This is a genomic window from Pseudomonas sp. CMR5c, assembly GCF_003850545.1.
Classification (GTDB): Bacteria; Pseudomonadota; Gammaproteobacteria; order Pseudomonadales; family Pseudomonadaceae; genus Aquipseudomonas; species Aquipseudomonas piscis.
The window spans coordinates 364,009-381,868 of record NZ_CP027705.1 but is presented as its reverse complement, the minus strand read 5'-3'; the positions used below and the strand labels follow the sequence as shown (position 1 = coordinate 381,868).

Here is a 17,860-nt window from a genome sequence, read left to right as displayed (position 1 = left end):
CCGTCGCGACCTGTGGATAAGTCTGTTGATCAAATCCTGGCAAGTCCCGTGAAAACGGGGTATGGAGCCCCCGCACGCAACTGGTCATTTTTTATTCACAAAAATAAACCATCGAAAAAACAGCCAGTTGCAAAAAGATGAGAATGGCTCCACAGATTCGTCATCTGCCCGGTCGAAAAACCCATCCATTGTGCATAAGCGCCTGAGCGAAGCGGTATAACGCCCCCTCGCCCAGGCTGCGGCGGCTACTCGTCGGCCCGCGCCGGAATCCACCATTCCTCGCCCCGCGCCGTGCTGATGTATTCCGGCCAGCGGAAGTCGTGGGGCACTTGGAAGTCCTTGGGCAGCAGCGGTGCCTGCCAGTGACTGCCACCGATCCCGCCACCCGTGCGCTCGACGAACTCGGCCTTGGCCGCCGCCAGCAATGCCTCGTCGGTGAGCAAGTCCACCAGAGTCGCGGCGATAGTCTTGGCCGCCACCTCGATCATCGGGTCGATGGTCTGGCGAATCCCGCCCAGGGCGTTGGAGACCCAATCCGGATAGACCACTCCCGGTGGCGCGCTGAGCATCGGCCGGGCCACCAGCAAGCGCACGGTCGGGCAGTGCCAGGTGTATTCCGGGTAGTCGTCGGAGGTCAGGTGTTTCTGCCAGGCCGGCATTTGCAGGCGCAGCTGGCGCTCGCATTCCTGGGGTTCGATCAGCGCCTCGGTGGCCGGCAGGAAGGGCCGTTCCATGGCCTCAAGGCCCAGATTGCGCTGGATCTGGCGGGCGATCTCCCGGGCTTCTTCGTCCCACTGCGGGGCGCCCACCGCCGCCAGGTTGTCGTAGGTGGCCTGGGCCATGACATGGTTGGGCAGGCCACCGCGAGACTTGCACACCCAGGTCTTCTTCCAGCGACAACCGGTGGCCATGGCCGCCGCCGCGGCGTTGTTGTCCATGACCTGGGAAATGGTCTCGGCCTGCTCGATGGAATCGCAGCGCAGCAGGTACTGGATCTGCGACAAATGCGGCGGCAGGTTGTCGGCCGTGGCTTGGCCGGCGGTGAGGATCGCCTCGTTGTAGCTCCACAGCCCGGTGAACGGCAGGGTCGAGCGCCGCAGGCTTTCGTTGAGGGTGTAGAAATGCACCAGGGCATCGTTGGCCCCCGGGGCCCGGGCCGCCAGGTGGTTCTGCGGGATCGGGCTGTAGCGATCGGCGGCGATCCAGTTCTCCGGGTCTTCGCAGGTGAAGCTGTAGATGTAGGCGTAGGCGATGCCGCAGTGGGTATCCCAGGTGGTGGTGTTGTTCAGTGGCAGCATGTAGGTGGGGTGGAAGCTGATGGCCGCATCCAGGTCGTCGTAGTAACCCTTGGCCGCGTGTACCGGCTTGGAGGCGCGGAGTTTTTCCGCCGGCTCGCCGAAGAAGCGGATGCTGCCCTGCAAGCCGAATTCCTGCATGGTCGCCTTGGCCGCCAGGGCCCCGCCCAGGGCACTGATGCCCAGGGCCGAGTGCGGATCGGTATGTCCCGGGGCGAAGCGCGACAGGCCATCGCGGGGCTGCTTGCAGGTGGTGGCGGCCTGGCAGTTGCCCGGTACCGCATCGTACTCGCCATAGGTGGCCAGCAGCGGCCCCTGGCCTTGGGTGAAGGTGGCGCAGAAGGCGGTGGGCATGCCGCCGCTGCCGCGCTCGACGGTGAAGCCTTCGGCCTCCAGCAACTCCACGTACCAGGCACTGGACTTGTACTCGCGAAACGCCGGCTCGGCGTAGTGCCAGATCAGCTGGTGCCAGTCCGACAATTGCTGGCGGTGGCGTTCGACCCAATCCAGCGCGAATTCTTTGTAGCGCGACATCCTCGGCACTCCTGGTTATCCAGGTCCCGGCCAGTCACGAACTGGGCGCATCGGCATCCACCCGGGCCGGCCGGACCTGTTGTTGTTATGGGAATGGTCCGGTTGGCTCAGCCCGGATCGAGGGCCAGTATTGGTGAAGCGCTGGCTACATCAATCAAATTATTTCGCCAGCAATGGGCAAAAAAACTAACCAATTCCACGCTGCCGCGACCCATACTTCGGCGCGACCTGCTGCGTTGCAAGTTCCTGGACGCACCAGGCCGGACGCATTCGAAAACCCGTTCCCCCGACCCGGAGGTTGTATGCGTTTTCCCACGATCAGCGCCTTGCGCGCCCTCGATGCGGTCGCCCGGCTGGGCAGCGTGACCGCCGCCGCCCAGCAGTTGAGCCTGACCCGCAGCGCCATCAGCCACCAGATCATCAGCCTGGAACAGAGCCTGGGGTTCGCCCTGACCGAACGGGTCGGGCGCGGCATCGGCCTGACTCACCAGGGCCAGTGCTATGCCCGCGAGGTACGGCGCATCCTCGCCGATATCCAGGACGCCGGCCGGCTGTTCGATGGGCCGGCGGTATCCGGCAAGTTGCGCATCAGTTGCAACCCGGGGTTCACCAGCTTCTGGCTGTGCAACCACATCAACAGTTTCCAGCGCCAATACCCCGAGGTACGGCTGCATGTGGTCAACCCGCGCTCCTGGGACGATACCAGCGATCCCGAGGCCGACCTGTTCATTACCTACGGCATCGGCGACTGGCCCGGGCTGCTGGTGGAGCCGATCTTCACCCTGCATTTCTCGCCGGTGTGCAGCCCGCGTCTGGTCAACGCCATCGGCGGCTTGAAAACGCCACAGGACCTGGCCGGCCTGCCCCTGATCCACATGAACGACACCAGCGACTGGCGCGCCTGGCTGGCCGCTGCCGGGGTCGACCAGGTCGATGCGGACAGTGGCATCACCTTCTCCGACGCCCACTGCGCGCAGTCGGCGTGCATCGCCGCCCAAGGCGTGGCCATCGGCGACAGCCTGCTCAGCGGCAACGCCCTGGCCCGGGGACTGCTGGTGCGGCCGTTCAATATCGCCATCAGCGCCCGGCGCGGCTACTTCCTGGCGATCGATCCGGCCAAGGCCGAGCGGCCGGCGGTGCGGGCCTTCTCGACGTGGCTGAAATACCAGCTGCAAAACACCACCCAAGGCATTACCGACAGCTTGCTGATCAAGCCTTGAACCTGGGCGAAGGCGGCAACGGCCCCTGGCCAATGGATAATTTCACTCACCAATGAGGCAAAAATTATTCCATTGATGTGCCGTTGCTTTTGCCAATAATGAGCCAACCGCCTGCTGTTCCAACAATAAAAACTCCACAGCGCAGGTCGGTTTCCGCAGGAGAACTCTGTAGTGTCCAGCAGTCCTTCGACCCAGCTCAGCGCCCAGGGAATCAGCCAGTATTACGGCAACTTCACAGCCCTGGACGGCATTGACCTCGACGTTCGCCAAGGCGAATTCCTCACCCTCCTGGGCCCCTCCGGCTCAGGCAAGACCACCCTGCTGATGATCCTCGCAGGCTTCCTATCCCCCAGCGCCGGCAAGCTCATGGAGCGTGGTGTCGACATCAGCCGGCGCCCGGCGGAAAAACGCAACTACGGCATGGTGTTCCAGGGCTACGCGCTGTTCCCGCACATGAGCGTGGCCGACAACGTCGCCTACCCATTGCGCATCCGCGGGGTCAAGGCCGAGGAGCGCCAGCGCCGGGTCAAGCACATCCTCGAAGTGGTGGGCCTGGGTGCACACCTGCACAAGAAACCGTCCGAGCTTTCCGGTGGCCAGCAGCAGCGGGTGGCCATCGCCCGGGCCCTGGTGTTCGAGCCGGACATGCTGCTGCTCGACGAGCCGCTCTCGGCCCTGGACAAGAACCTGCGCGAACAACTGCAAGCCGAGCTGCAGCGCATCCATCGTCAGGTGGGCACCAGCTTCGTGTTCGTCACCCACGACCAGGGCGAAGCCCTGGCCCTGTCGACCCGCATCGCCATCTTCAACCAGGGACGCCTGGCGCAGATCGACTCGCCCCAGGACATCTACGACCGCCCCAGCAACCGCTTCGTCGCCGAGTTCCTGGGCAAGATGAACCTGTTCCCGCTGCGCGACATTGCCCGCAATGGCGGCCACGCCAGTGGCCGCTGTGGCGACGTCGCCCTGCATGCCGCGCTTCCCGGGGAACTGAGCAGCCAGCCACAGTTGCTGGCGGTACGCCCCGAGCACATGACGCTGCACACCGAACGACCGCAAGCAGGCGAGCACAACGTGCTGCCGGCGCACCTGGGCGAACGGGTGTACCAGGGCTCCAGCACCCACCTGGCGCTGAACATCGCCCCGGAGCTGGCACCGGTGAACCTCTCGGTACCCGGCGATCATCCCGGCGCCCGATTGCCCAGCGGCACCCCGGTGTGGCTGAGCTGGCCGGTACGCCACAGCTTCCTGCTGGAAGCCTGAGCCCCGCGATCAGTCAGGCAATTGCAGGAGCGAGGCTTGCCCGCGATGGACTGCAGAGCGCTGCGTTGACCCCGTAACGTTCACGACCATCGCGAGCACTCGAGCGTCGACCGGCTGCTCCTACAGAGGACCACCACCCCGATTTTCGTACAGAACAACAATCAACGGCTGGCGCCTCGGGCACCGGCCTTGCGAGGACTTGCCCCCATGAGCCAGCACCACCAGCGCGATTGCATCGAAATCCTCATCGAAAAAGCCCGTGGCGGACAGATCAGCCGCCGCACCTTCGTCCAGGCCATGGGCCTGCTGGCCGCCGTGCCCCTGGCCCTGCGCAGCGGGATCAGCTGGTCGGCGGGCAAACCCCTGGTACTGGTCAACTGGGGCGGCGATGCATTGAACGCCTTTCGCGCGGCCTGGACCGACAGCTTCACCAAGAGCACCGGCATCCCGGTGCGCATCGACGGCGCCGGCCCCACCGAAGGCGCGGTACGCTCGCAACTGGCCAGCGGCCAGCCCAGCTGGGACGTGGTGGACATGGAAGGCTACAGCGCCCTGAACCTGGGCCGCGAGAAGATCCTGCAACCCCTGGACTACAGCGTGGTGCAGCGCGACCAGGTAGCCCCGGGGATGAGCCATGACTACGGGATCGCCGGCTACATGCTCAGCTATGTGCTGGCCTGGGACAGCGAGAAGTACGGCGACAACGGCCCCAGGGACTGGGCGGATTTCTGGAACGTGGAGAAATTCCCCGGCAAGCGCACCCTCTACAAATGGATGAACGGCATGCTCGAGGCCGCCCTACTGGCCGACGGCGTAAGCGTCGACAAGTTGTATCCACTGGACGTGCCACGGGCCCTGCGCAAGATCGACGAACTCAAGCCCCACGTCCTGTCGTTCTGGGGCTCGGGCGCGGAAAGCCAGCAACTGATGATCGAAGGCGAAGCCTCCATGGGCATGCTCTGGCACACCCGCGCCACCTTGCTGCGCGAGGACAGCGGGGGCCGGATCAAATGGGGCTACGACAACGCCTTCCTCACCAACAGCAGCTGGGCCGTGCTCAGCAACAACCCGGCGGGTACCGCCCCGGCCATGCAGTTCATCCAGCATGCCCTGCAACCGGAAGGCCAGCTCAAGCTGTTCGAGATCCTCGGCAACGGCCCATCCAACCCTGCCACCCAGAAACTGATGAGCCCCGAGCAGCTGGAGCTCAGCTGTGCGTCCGAAGCCAACATGAAGAAGCAGATCCTGCTGGATACCCAGTGGTACGCCGATCACTACTCCAGCACCCTGGAGCAGTACCTGACCCACCTGTCCAAGTGAGGCGCCGACCATGAGTGCGACCCAAACCGCGCGCCTGGAACGCAGCCTGCTGCTGGTACCGCTGCCGCTGTTGCTGGTGCTGTTCTACCTGCTGCCCTTCATCGGCGTGGTGAGCTGGAGCTTCACCCTGCCCGAACCCGGCATCGAGCAGTACCAGCGCATCGCCAGCGACCCGGCGATCCACGACATGCTGCTGCGCACCCTGCGCCTGTGCCTCACCGTAAGCCTGCTGGCCCTGGTCATCGGCTATCTGCTGGCCTACTGCTGGGTCTTCAGCCCGCCGTTCTGGCAGCGCATGGTGGAGATCTGCGTGTTCATCCCGTTCTGGATCTCGGTGCTGGTGCGGGCCTTCGGCTGGCTGATCGCCCTGCGCAGCAACGGCGTGATCAACGACAGCCTGCTGTCCCTGGGCTGGATCGAGCATCCACTGCAACTGACCCGCAACGAACTGGGGGTGGTGATCGGCATGCTCCACTTCATGATCCCCTATGCCCTGTTCCCGCTGCTGTCGAGCATGCGCCAGCTGGACCAGCGGGTCCTCTTGGCCTCGCGCGGGCTGGGCGCCGGGGCCTTGCGGACGTTCTGGCAAGTGCTGTTGCCGCAGACCCTGCCGGGGCTGCTGGGGGCCTTCATCATGGTCTTCGTGTTCTGCCTGGGCTTCTTCATCACCCCGGTGCTGCTGGGTGGCGGGCAAACCGTGATGATCGCCGAGTACGTATTCCTACAGATGTTCCAGACCAGCAACTGGGGGCTGGGCGCGGCCCTGAGCCTGGTGCTGCTGGCCCTGGTCAGCGCGCTGATCTGGCTGCTGATGCGCATCACCCGTGTCAATCGACTGGTGGGTTGAGGTCACTATGAATACACATCGCACTGCCCTGAGCACCCGGCTGATCGCCGTGGTCGCCATGGCCTTCATGCTGTTCCCGTTGCTGACGGTGATCCCGGTGTCCTTCACCGCCAAGCGCTACCTGTCGATGCCCGAGGGCAACTGGTCGCTGCGCCACTACGAAGCCTTGCTGAGCAATCCCGACTGGCTGTCGAGCATCGGCCAGAGCCTGGTCATCGCCACGGCCACCAGCCTGATCGCCACCTTGCTGGCGGTGAGCTTCAGCCTGGGCATCTGGTACCTGCGCTCGCGCCTGGCGACCCTGCTAATCGGCCTGGTGCTGCTGCCCATGGCGATCCCGCCGGTGATCTCGGCCCTGGTCCTGTACTTCATGGAAACCAAGCTGGGCAGCATCGCTCCGGGCTGGGGCTACGACAGCCTGCCCGGGGTGGTGATCGCCCACGTGGTGATGGTGGTGCCCTACGGCGTGGTGACCATGCTGGTGGCGCTGAGCCAGGTGGACCGGCGCATCGAGCTGGCCTCGCGCAACCTGGGGGCCAGCCTGATGCAGACCACCTTCCTGGTGATCCTGCCGAACCTGAAGCTGGGGATCTTCTCCACCGCGCTGCTGAGCTTCGCCCTGTCCTGGGAAGAGGTGGCAGTGACCCTGTTCATCACCAGCGTCGACGTCAACACCCTGCCCCGGCGGATCTGGAGCGGCTTGCGGGACAACGTCGACCCCAGCGTGGCGGCCATTTCCGTGCTGCTGATCAGCCTGACCCTGCTGGTGCTCGTCGGCCGCCTGGTGCTGCAGTACTACGCCCAGCGCCGCGCCCGTTCCTGACCCACCTTCTGGTGGCGGGGGCGCTTGCTCGCGCTGGCTGGCAGCGCCGGCCCAATACCTGAGTCCCGGTTCCCAACGACGCGCCGCGGACCCAGGTTCTACGGCCGCTGCGCGCCCGAGCGGAAGCAAGCTCCCTCGCCACAACCGCCTCCGATCACCCGGATTATTCGGCCAGGAACTGACCGAAGTCACTTCTGGACCCATGGGTTTGGTTCCATAGTGCGCGGCTCGTCCCACGGGCTTGCGCCGTCTCTTCTAGACTCAATGGATAGTCGCTTTCGGAACTGAGCAAGTCGCTTTCGTGCGGAGCAATCAGAGGCAGCGTGTCAAGCTGCCCTTTATGCCCTGAACAGGTGCGGCGACGACCGCACCGGGTACGACAAGATACCCATTCAGGGTGCATGGCTACCGGCCGGATCGCCGCGCTACCGTGACGTGGCAACCAGGGCCGCAGCCGGGACTTTCGGACAACCGACAACCACCAGGTATGTCCGTGACCGTGAGGAATGCTGTATGCCTGATGAATCGCTGCACCTGCCTGTGATCCATACCCTGCTGGAGCGCTACAAGGATGTTCCCGGGGCGCTGCTGCCGCTGCTCCACCAGATCCAGGAAGAGCTGGGCTACATCCCCGACGTGGCCATCCCCGCCATCGCCCATGGGCTCAACCAGAGCCAGGCCGAAGTGCGCGGCGTGATCAGCTTCTACCACGACTTTCGCACTGCGCCGCCCGCGCGGCACATCCTGCGCCTGTGCCGCGCCGAATCCTGCCAGAGCCGGGGCGCCGAGCAACTGGCGGCGCAACTGCGCGAGCGCCTGCAACTGGACGACCATGGCAGCAGCGCCGATGGCCGCATCAGCCTGCGGCCGGTGTACTGCCTGGGGGCCTGCGCCTGCTCGCCGGCCCTGGAGCTGGACGGCCAGCTGCATGCCCGGCTCAGCGCCGAACGCCTGGATGCACTGCTCGACAGCTGCCGGGAGGACGCGTGATGAACCTCTACCTGTCCTGTGACTCCCTGGCCCGCGCCGTGGGCGCCGACCAGGTGGCCGATGCCCTGCTGGCCCGGGCCGGCCAGCGCCAACTGCCGCTGCAACTGCAACGCACCAGCTCCCGTGGCCTGTACTGGCTGGAACCGCTGCTGGAAGTCGATACCCCCGAGGGCCGCCTGGGCTTCGGTCCGCTGAGCGTGGCCGACGTGCCGGCGCTGCTGGACGCCCTGCAAGCCGATCCCACCAGCCACCCCTTGGCCCTGGGCCTGGTGGAGCAGATTCCCTACCTCAAGAGCCAGCAGCGCCTGCTGTTCGCCCGCGCCGGCATCACCCGGCCGTTGTCCCTGGAGGACTATCGGGCCCACGGCGGTTTCGTCGGCCTGGAGCGCGCCATCGCCCTGGGCGGCGAGCAGACCGTAGCCGCGGTGCTCGACTCCGGCCTGCGTGGCCGAGGCGGCGCGGCCTTCCCCGCGGGGATCAAGTGGCGCACGGTGCGCGAGACCCCGCCGCAGCAGAAGTACGTGGTGTGCAACGCCGACGAGGGCGACTCCGGGACCTTCGCCGACCGCATGCTGATGGAGGGCGACCCCTTCCTGCTGATCGAGGGCATGGCCATCGCCGGCATCGCCGTCGGTGCCAGCCAGGGCTACATCTACGTGCGCTCGGAATATCCCCAGGCAGTGGCCACCCTGCGCGCGGCCCTGGACCTGGCCCGGGACGCCGGCTACCTGGGGGCCGATGCCGGCGGGAGCGGCCAGCCCTTCGACCTGGAAGTGCGGGTCGGCGCCGGGGCCTACATCTGCGGCGAGGAAACCGCGCTGCTCGACTCCCTGGAAGGCAAGCGCGGGATCGTTCGCGCCAAGCCGCCGATCCCGGCCCTGCAAGGCCTGTTCGGCCAGCCGACCCTGGTGCACAACGTGCTGACCCTGGCCTCGGTGCCGCTGATCCTGGCCAAGGGCGCACCGTTCTATCGCGACTACGGCATGGGCCGCTCCCTGGGCACCATGCCCTTCCAGCTGGCGGGCAATGTCCGCCATGGCGGCCTGGTGGAACGGGCCTTCGGCCTGACCCTGGGCGAGCTGCTGCATGACTACGGGGGCGGCACCGCCAGCGGCCGGCCACTGAAGGCGGCCCAGATCGGCGGCCCCCTCGGCGCCTGGGTCCCGCCCACGCAGTTCGACACACCGCTGGACTACGAGGCCTTCGCCGCCATGGGCGCGATGCTCGGCCACGGCGGCGTGGTGGTGGCCGACGACAGCCTCGACCTGGCCCACATGGCGCGCTTCGCCATGCAGTTCTGCGCCGAGGAATCCTGCGGCAAGTGCACCCCGTGCCGTATCGGCTCGACCCGTGGCGTGGAAGTCATCGACCGCCTGCTGGCGGCTCCCGGCCCCGAGGAGCGCCAGCACCAGGCGCTGATCCTCAAGGACCTGTGCGACACCCTGCAATACGGCTCGCTGTGCGCCCTGGGCGGCATGACGTCCTACCCGGTGGCCAGCGCCCTCAAGCACTTCCCTGCCGACTTCGGTCTGCACACCACGGAGGCCGACCAATGATCACGCTCTTCGACCCCGCCAAGGACATCGACCTCAACGCCGTGGACCTGGGTACCCCGGCCCGCGACAGCCAGGTACAGGTCAGCCTGAGCATCGACGGCCGCAGCATCAGCGTGCCCCAGGGCACCTCGGTGATGCGCGCCGCCGCGCTGCTGGGCACCAGCATTCCCAAGCTATGCGCCACCGACAGCCTGGAGGCCTTCGGTTCCTGCCGCATGTGCCTGGTGGAAATCGACGGCATGCGCGGCTACCCGGCCTCCTGCACCACCCCGGTCAGCGAGGGCATGGTGGTGCATACCCAGACGCCGAAACTCTCGAGCCTGCGCCGCAATGTGATGGAGCTGTACATCTCCGACCACCCGCTGGACTGCCTGACCTGCTCGGCCAACGGCAACTGCGAGCTGCAGACCGTGGCCGGCCAGGTGGGCCTGCGCGAAGTGCGCTATGGCTATGACGGCGCCAACCACTTGAGCGACCAGAAGGACAGCTCCAACCCCTACTTCGACTACGACCCGAGCAAGTGCATCGTCTGCAACCGCTGCGTGCGCGCCTGCGAGGAAACCCAGGGCACTTTCGCCCTGACCATCAGCGGCCGGGGCTTCGAATCCCGGGTCGCGGCGGCCGGCGGCGACAACTTCCTGGACTCCGAATGCGTATCCTGCGGCGCCTGCGTACAGGCCTGCCCCACCGCGACCCTGATGGAGAAAAGCGTGGTGGAAATGGGCCAGCCGGACCGGGCAGTGATCACCACCTGCGCCTACTGCGGCGTGGGCTGTTCGTTCCGCGCCGAGATGAAGGGCGAGCAGCTGGTGCGCATGGTCCCGGACAAGAACGGCCAGGCCAACCATGGCCACTCCTGCGTCAAGGGCCGCTTCGCCTGGGGCTACGCCACCCACCCGGACCGCATCACCAAGCCGATGATCCGCAAGCACATCAGCGACCCGTGGCAGGAGGTCAGCTGGGACGAGGCCGTGCAATACGCCGCCAGCGAGCTGCGGCGCATCCAGCTCAAGTACGGTCGCGACTCCATCGGCGGCATCACGTCCAGCCGCTGCACCAACGAGGAAACCTACCTGGTGCAGAAACTGGTGCGGGCGGCCTTCGGCAACAACAACGTCGACACCTGCGCCCGGGTCTGCCATTCGCCCACCGGCTACGGCCTCAAGCAGACCCTGGGAGAATCCGCCGGGACCCAGAGCTTCGATTCGGTGATGCAGGCCGACGTGATCCTGGTGATGGGCGCCAACCCCAGCGACGCTCATCCGGTGTTCGGCTCCCAGCTCAAGCGCCGCCTGCGTGAAGGGGCGCGGCTGATCGTCATCGATCCTCGGCGCATCGACCTGGTGGACTCGGTCCACGCCCGCGCCGAGCTGCACCTGGCCCTGCGCCCGGGAACCAACGTGGCCATGCTCAACGCCCTGGCCCACGTGATCGTCACCGAGGGCCTGGTGGACCAGGCGTTCGTCGAGGCCCGCTGCGAGCCCGAGGCCTTCGCCCTGTGGAGCGCCTTCGTCAGCCGTGCGGACAACTCGCCGGAGGTACTGGGCGCCATCTGCGGGGTCCCGGCAGCCGACATCCGTGCCGCCGCCCGGATCTACGCCACTGGCGGCAACGCGGCGATCTACTACGGCCTGGGCGTCACCGAGCACAGCCAGGGCAGCACCTCGGTGATGGGCATCGCCAACCTGGCCATGGCCACCGGCAACATCGGCCGCGAAGGGGTCGGGGTCAACCCGCTGCGGGGCCAGAACAACGTCCAGGGTTCCTGCGACATGGGCTCCTTCCCCCACGAGCTGCCGGGCTACCGGCACATCTCCAACCAGGCCGTGCGCCAGGAGTTCGAGCAGGCGTGGAACGTCAGCCTGCAACCCGATCCGGGGCTGCGTATTCCCAACATGTTCGAGGCGGCCCTGGGCGGCAGCTTCAAGGGCCTGTACTGCCAGGGCGAGGACATCGCCCAGAGCGACCCCAACACCCAGCACGTGACCGCCGCCCTGTCGGCCATGGAATGCGTGGTGGTGCAGGACATCTTCCTCAACGAAACCGCCAAGTTCGCCCATGTGTTCCTGCCCGGGGCCTCGTTCCTGGAAAAGGACGGCACCTTCACCAACGCCGAGCGCCGCATCTCGCGGGTGCGCAAGGTCATGGAGCCGCTGGGCGGCAAGGCCGACTGGGAAGGCACCCTGGCCCTGGCGGCGGCCCTGGGGTATCCGATGCACTACGAGCATCCGTCGCAGATCATGGACGAGATCGCCCGCCTGACCCCGACCTTCACCGGCGTCAGCTATGCCAGCCTGGACCGTCACGGCAGCCTGCAATGGCCGTGCAACGCCCTGGCCCCGGACGGTACGCCGACCATGCACATCGATGAATTCGTGCGTGGCAAGGGGCGCTTCATGCTCACCGGCTACGTGCCCACCGACGAGAAGGTCAACAGCCGCTATCCGCTGCTGCTGACCACCGGGCGCATCCTCAGCCAGTACAACGTCGGCGCCCAGACCCGGCGCACCGACAACGTCGCCTGGCACGCCGAGGACCGCCTGGAGATCCACCCCACCGATGCCGAGAGCCGGGGCATCAGCGAAGGCGACTGGGTCGGCATCGGCAGCCGCGCCGGGCAGACCGTGCTACGCGCCCGAGTGACCGAGCGGGTAGCGCCGGGGGTGGTCTACACCACCTTCCACTTCCCCGAGTCGGGCGCCAACGTGATCACCACCGACAACTCCGACTGGGCCACCAACTGTCCGGAGTACAAGGTCACGGCGGTGGAGGTCAGCCGGGTCTACCATCCGTCCGAGTGGCAGAAGCGCTACCAGGCCTTCAGTGACGAGCAGCAGCGCTTGCTGCAAGCCCGCGACCGGTCCCGGGGCCACAAGGCGGAGGTGCGCCGATGAGCACCGCCAACCTGGTCAAGATGGCCAACCAGATCGCTTCGTACTTCGCCAACGAGCCGGACCAGGCCCAGGCGGTAAGCAGCGTGCGCAACCACATGCAGCTGTTCTGGACCCCAGCCATGCGCCAGGAGCTATTGGCCTGGCACCAGCAGCAACGGCAAAGCGAGCTGCATCCCTTGGTGTGCCAAGCCATCGACGCCCCCGGCAAGGCCACCTAGCCCAGACGCGCCCGGGCCTGCCATCACCGCAGGCCCAGGCGTCATCCCCTCACCGGCCGGAACAGCGCTGCTGCGCCGGCGCGCTGGTCTGCAACGCCAAAGGCATGCTGGCCCCCGGCTTGCTCAGGGGCAGCAGCTGGTACACGGTGAATACGCACAGCGCCTCCACCTCGCCGCCGGCCACCGGAATGTAGTTCAGGCCGGCATAGGCCTCGTAGCTCTTGCCCGGTTCGAACACCACCACCTTCTGTACCTGCGGGCAGGTGCGGTAGGCATTGCCGGTTCCCCCGGCCGCCACCCCGCCGCCCTCCAGCAGGAACGGGCGTCCGGCGGGTACGCGGTATTCGGTGGCGATCTCGGAGTATTCGCCTTCACCGCGGCGAATGGCTCCGGGGTAGTCCGGCAGCTTCGGGGCGAATCGCGGCAGCATGTCGATCTGCCGTGGAACCTCGGGGTACTGCGGGTAATTGACGTTCGCCCGGTGCTCGCTGCCAAAGCGCCCGGCCTTGGCCAGGCGCTGGTTGTCGCCGATGCAGCCGACATAGGTCCCTCCACGCACTTCACCGTTGGTGATCACCCGCAACTGCGCCACCGATGCGCCCAGGGGCGGCTCCGAATAGGGCTCCACCGGCTTGACGCTGCACGCACCAAGCGAGCCCAACAACGCCACCAGGGCCAGACTTCTGACATTCATCGCTACTGCTTCCTTTGACTGATTGCGCCTCGTGGCCCGGGCAGGCTATCGGCAGGAATGGCGCAGACTTCATGGCGGCCCGGGCAAAACCACGCCACCGGGCCACTTGCGTGAAAACACAAGCCAGCTTGCGCCTGCCGGGATGTATCCCGGCCAATCCACGATCTACCCTGCGCTCACCTGCCTGCACAACAAGAACAACCAGGGAGCACCCGTTATGGCACTCGATTATGCGGTCATGTTGGTCTACGTCCTGCTGATGGCCGGCCTTGGCTGGTGGGGCATGCGCAAAGTACGCAACCAGGACGATTTCCTGGTGGCCGGGCGACGCCTGGGCCCGGCGCTGTACCTGGGCACCCTGTCGGCGGTGATGCTCGGCGGCGCCTCCACCATCGGCTCGGTACGCCTGGGCTACAGCTACGGAATCTCCGGGTTGTGGCTGGTGTTCATGCTCGGCCTGGGGATCATCGTCCTGAGCCTGGTGCTGTCCCGGCAGATCGCCCAGCTGCGGGTGTTCACCGTGACCCAGATCCTCGAACAAAGGTACCAGGCGTCGTCGCGCCTGATCGGCGGCTGCGTGATGGTGGCCTACGACCTGATGGTGGCGGTCACCGCGACCATCGCCATCGGCTCGATCACCGAGGTGGTGTTCGACATCCCGCGCATCCCGGCGATTCTCTGCGGCGGCGCGCTGGTGATCTTCTACTCGGTGATCGGCGGCATGTGGTCGCTGACCCTCACCGACATCATCCAGTTCGTGATCATGACCCTGGGCATCTTCTGCGTCCTGCTGCCCATGAGCATCGGCCAAGCCGGCGGCCTCGAAGCCATGCAGGCGAGGTTGCCGGCGGGATTCTTCGAGTGGGGCAACATCGGCCTGGACACCATCCTCGCCTACTTCCTGCTGTACTTCTTCGGCGCGCTGATCGGCCAGGACATCTGGCAGCGATTGTTCACCGCCCGCAGCGAACGGGTGGTGCGCTACGCCGGCCTCGGCGCCGGGGTCTACTGCATGTTCTATGGCGCCGCCTGTGCCCTGGTGGGGGCCGCTGCCAAGCTGCTGCTACCGGACCTCTCGGTGGCCGAGAACGCCTTCGCCGAAGTCACCCGCAACGTATTGCCGGCCGGACTGCGCGGGCTGGTGGTGGCGGCGGCCCTGGCCGCCATCATGTCCACCGCCAGTGCCTGCCTGCTGGCCTCGGCCACGGTGCTCAAGGAAGACATCTACAGCCGCTTCCTGACCCGCGGCCGGGAAAACCACCTGGCCAGCAGCCGCTGGATCACCCTCGGCCTGGGGGTGGCGATGCTGCTGATGGCCTGCCTGGTCAACGACGTGATCGCCGGCCTGAGCATCGCCTACAACCTGCTGGTGGGTAGCCTGCTGGTGCCGATCATCGGCGCCTTGCTGTGGCGCCGGGCCTCGGCTGCCGGGGCCATCGCCTGCATGGTCAGCGGCGGCCTGACGGTGATCGGCTGCATGGCTCGCGACGGCATCCTGGCCAACACCCCGATCTACTACGGCCTGGGCGTCAGCCTGCTGACCTTCGTCGCCGTTAGCCTGGTGAGCCAGCCGGCACCAGCCCTGCGCAGCACCGCCGATTGATCCCTGAATCCACAACGAGGAATCGCCCATGTCCCAGTCTTTCCCGCAGCCGATAGACGCTGCCCTGGTCCCGCGCTTCGCCGGTATTCCAAGCTTCATGCGCCTGCCGCTGTTCGACGACCCGGCGCAGGTGCAGATCGCCCTGGTGGGGGTGCCCTGGGATGGCGGCACCACCAACCGCGCCGGGGCCCGTCATGGCCCGCGCGAGGTGCGCAACCAGTCGAGCCTGATGCGCAAGGTGCACCACGTCAGCCGCATCGCCCCCTATGACCTGGTGCGGGTCGGCGACCTGGGCGATGCCCCGGTCAACCCCATCGACCTGTTGGACTCGTTGAAACAGATCGAGGGTTTCTTCAGCCAGCTGCACCAGGCCGGCGCGGTGCCGCTGTCGGTGGGTGGCGATCACCTGGTGACCCTGCCGATCTTCCGGGCCCTGGCCCGCCAGCGGCCGATCGGCATGGTGCACTTCGATGCCCATTCCGATACCAACGACCGCTACTTCGGCGACAACCTCTACACCCACGGCACGCCCTTTCGCCGGGCCATCGAAGAGGGCCTGCTGGACCCCAGGCGCACGGTGCAGATCGGCATCCGCGGCTCGATCTACTCGGCCGACGACGAAGACTTCGCCAAGGACTGCGGGATCCGCGTGATCCACATGGAGGAATTCGCCGACCTGGGCGTCGAGGCGACCCTGGCCGAAGCCCGGCGCGTGGTGGGCGCTGAGCCGACCTACATCAGCTTCGACATCGATGTGCTCGACCCGGCCTTCGCCCCCGGCACCGGCACCCCGGAAATCGGCGGCATGACCACCCTGCAGGCCCAGCAGCTGATCCGCGGCCTGCGCGGCCTGAACCTGGTGGGCGCCGACGTGGTGGAAGTCTCGCCGCCCTTCGACCTCGGCGGCGCCACCGCCCTGGCCGGCGCGACCCTGATGTTCGAGCTGCTGTGCATCCTGGCCGAGTCGGTGGCGAATCGGGGTTGAAACGCGCCCATGAAAAAGCGCCTTGCCCGGCGACGAGTGATCGCCGCCGGGCAAGGCGCCTTGGGTGCCGCGATCAACCTTGCAGGGCTTGCTTGAGCGCTGCCAGGCCATCGGCGTAGATGGTGGTGAACAGCTCGATGGCTTGTTCGTCGCTGATGCCGGCTGGCACGAACGAGCCGGACCACTCGACACGCGAGCCCTTGCCGTTCTCTACCACGCGCAGGGTCGACTGGTAGTCGCGCACGGGGGCTGGCCCCTGGAGGATGGTGTAGCTGTAGCTGCGACCGGCTTCGTTGAAGTCCAGCAGGCGCTCGATGATGGTGTCGCCTTCGGCGCTCTTGAGGCTGCGGACCCGGCCGCCTTCGCTCAGGGCGCTCTGGGGGATGAAGGGCAGCCAGTCGGGCAGCGAGTCGAAACCGCCGATCAGTTGCCAGACGCGCGCAGCGTCGATGTTCAGTTCGATGGAAGCTTTGGCCTGGGCCATGATGATTTCTCCTGGGGCTACAGCCCCTTCAATAAGGTCGTAAACGCTTGCGACAGGGCCGCCAGGCGGCCCCGCGCGGGTAGGATCACTGGGCTGGAACAGGCGCCACTGGGTTGATCAGGCCCTGCTCGCGCAGGTTCTGCCAGAAGGCGGCCGGGATCACCGCGCTCATGGCGGCGTGATCTTCATTGGCGTGCAGTGGGCGGGTCGAACCGGGGATCACCGAGACCACCGCCGGATGGGCCAGGGCGAACTGCAGGGCAGCGGCCTTGACGTCCACATCGTGGGCACGGGCCACGGCGCGGATGCGCTCCAGCTTGGCCAGCACTTGCTGGTTGGCCTTCTGGTACTCGAAGTGCTCGCCACCGGCGGTGACACCCGAGCTGTACGGACCGCCGACGACGATGCCGACACCTTGCTCCAGCGCTTGCGGCATGACCCGTTGCAGAGCGCGGTCGTGGTCCAGCAGCGAGTAGCGGCCGGCCAGCAGGAAGCCATCGGGACGTGGTTCGTCCAGGTCCAGGGTCAGTTCGATCGGCTCGACGCGGTTGACGCCCAGGCCCCAGGCCTTGATCACGCCTTCTTCACGCAGGCGGGAAAGCACGCGGAAGGCGCCGGTACGGGCGATTTCGAACTGGGTCAGCCATTCGTCGCCGTAGAAGTCCTGGGCGATGTCGTGGATCCAGACGATGTCCAGATGGTCGGTGCCCATGCGCTTGAGGCTGTCTTCGATGGAACGCAGGGTGGCATCGGCGCTGTAGTCGTTGACTATGCGGTTGCGGTTGCCGTGTTCGAACAGGCCGCTCTTCTCACCCAGTTCACGGGCGGCAGGGTCTTCCAGTTCGTCGAGGATGATGCGGCCGACCTTGCTGCTCAGTACGTATTCGTTGCGTGGGCGCTTGGCCAGTGCGGCACCCAGGCGGCTTTCGGAGAGGCCGGCACCGTAGAAGGGCGCGGTGTCGAAGTAACGCACGCCGTTGTTCCAGGCGGCATCGACGGTGGACTGTACTTCTTCGGCGGATACGGCGCGGAACATGTTGCCCAGTGGGGCGCTGCCGAAACCTAGGCGGGTTGGGATCAAGGATTTGAGGCTCATGGATTGCTCCTGGTTGGGGGGAGTCGCTTGTGAACTCC

15 protein-coding genes are annotated in these 17,860 nt (G+C 66.5%); 11 read left to right on the top strand and 4 right to left on the bottom strand.

Going from position 1 to position 17,860, the window contains the following annotated elements; translation table 11 throughout:
- Window positions 1-245 precede the first annotated feature (245 nt).
- Complete coding sequence (locus C4K40_RS01750; RefSeq protein WP_053132589.1) at window positions 246-1,829, bottom strand: peptidase M20; 1,584 nt, start codon at window positions 1,827-1,829, stop codon at window positions 246-248.
- Between the two features lie 302 nt (window positions 1,830-2,131).
- Between C4K40_RS01750 and C4K40_RS01745 the strand changes: the two genes are divergently transcribed.
- The 9 genes from C4K40_RS01745 to C4K40_RS01705 all read left to right on the top strand — a co-directional run bounded on the left by C4K40_RS01745 (window position 2,132) and on the right by C4K40_RS01705 (window position 12,960).
- Window positions 2,132-3,049: a LysR substrate-binding domain-containing protein gene (locus C4K40_RS01745; protein WP_022639220.1), complete on the top strand. Its 918-nt coding sequence runs from the start codon at window positions 2,132-2,134 to the stop codon at window positions 3,047-3,049.
- A gap of 171 nt (window positions 3,050-3,220) precedes the next feature.
- Window positions 3,221-4,312, top strand: coding sequence for an ABC transporter ATP-binding protein (locus C4K40_RS01740; protein ID WP_022639219.1), 1,092 nt, complete (start codon window positions 3,221-3,223; stop codon window positions 4,310-4,312).
- A gap of 207 nt (window positions 4,313-4,519) precedes the next feature.
- Complete coding sequence (locus tag C4K40_RS01735; protein WP_053132592.1) at window positions 4,520-5,632, top strand: ABC transporter substrate-binding protein; 1,113 nt, start codon at window positions 4,520-4,522, stop codon at window positions 5,630-5,632.
- A gap of 10 nt (window positions 5,633-5,642) precedes the next feature.
- Entirely contained in the window at window positions 5,643-6,479 is an 837-nt protein-coding gene (locus tag C4K40_RS01730) for an ABC transporter permease (RefSeq protein WP_022639217.1), read from the top strand.
- Between the two features lie 7 nt (window positions 6,480-6,486).
- Entirely contained in the window at window positions 6,487-7,302 is an 816-nt protein-coding gene (locus C4K40_RS01725; RefSeq protein WP_022639216.1) for an ABC transporter permease, read from the top strand.
- Between the two features lie 513 nt (window positions 7,303-7,815).
- A complete protein-coding gene (locus C4K40_RS01720; protein ID WP_022639215.1) occupies window positions 7,816-8,292 on the top strand; it encodes a formate dehydrogenase subunit gamma in 477 nt (158 codons plus the stop codon).
- The gene (locus C4K40_RS01715) at window positions 8,292-9,848 is read left to right on the top strand and encodes an NADH-quinone oxidoreductase subunit NuoF (RefSeq protein ID WP_053132595.1); all 1,557 of its coding nucleotides are present in this window, start codon (window positions 8,292-8,294) and stop codon (window positions 9,846-9,848) included. The genes C4K40_RS01720 and C4K40_RS01715 overlap by 1 nt, the downstream gene beginning before the upstream one ends.
- A complete protein-coding gene (gene fdhF, locus C4K40_RS01710; RefSeq protein ID WP_053132598.1) occupies window positions 9,845-12,742 on the top strand; it encodes a formate dehydrogenase subunit alpha in 2,898 nt (965 codons plus the stop codon). Before C4K40_RS01715 ends, fdhF begins: the two co-directional genes overlap by 4 nt.
- Window positions 12,739-12,960, top strand: coding sequence for a formate dehydrogenase subunit delta (locus tag C4K40_RS01705; RefSeq protein WP_053132601.1), 222 nt, complete (start codon window positions 12,739-12,741; stop codon window positions 12,958-12,960). Before fdhF ends, C4K40_RS01705 begins: the two co-directional genes overlap by 4 nt.
- 49 nt (window positions 12,961-13,009) lie before the next feature.
- On the opposite strand, the gene C4K40_RS01700 is transcribed toward C4K40_RS01705, so the two are convergent.
- On the bottom strand, window positions 13,010-13,654 hold the full coding sequence (locus C4K40_RS01700) for a hypothetical protein (RefSeq protein ID WP_053132604.1): 645 nt from the start codon (window positions 13,652-13,654) through the stop codon (window positions 13,010-13,012).
- Window positions 13,655-13,871: 217 nt separating this feature from the next.
- Here C4K40_RS01700 and C4K40_RS01695 point away from each other — a divergent pair, with 217 nt between their 5' ends.
- On the top strand, window positions 13,872-15,257 hold the full coding sequence (locus C4K40_RS01695; RefSeq protein WP_053132607.1) for a sodium:solute symporter: 1,386 nt from the start codon (window positions 13,872-13,874) through the stop codon (window positions 15,255-15,257).
- Between the two features lie 28 nt (window positions 15,258-15,285).
- Window positions 15,286-16,242, top strand: coding sequence for an agmatinase (gene speB / locus C4K40_RS01690; RefSeq protein ID WP_022639209.1), 957 nt, complete (start codon window positions 15,286-15,288; stop codon window positions 16,240-16,242).
- A gap of 73 nt (window positions 16,243-16,315) precedes the next feature.
- On the opposite strand, the gene C4K40_RS01685 is transcribed toward speB, so the two are convergent.
- A complete protein-coding gene (locus C4K40_RS01685; RefSeq protein WP_022639208.1) occupies window positions 16,316-16,726 on the bottom strand; it encodes an SRPBCC family protein in 411 nt (136 codons plus the stop codon).
- An 85-nt stretch (window positions 16,727-16,811) separates the two neighbouring features.
- Complete coding sequence (locus tag C4K40_RS01680; RefSeq protein ID WP_053132609.1) at window positions 16,812-17,822, bottom strand: aldo/keto reductase; 1,011 nt, start codon at window positions 17,820-17,822, stop codon at window positions 16,812-16,814.
- Window positions 17,823-17,860: the final 38 nt, after the last annotated feature.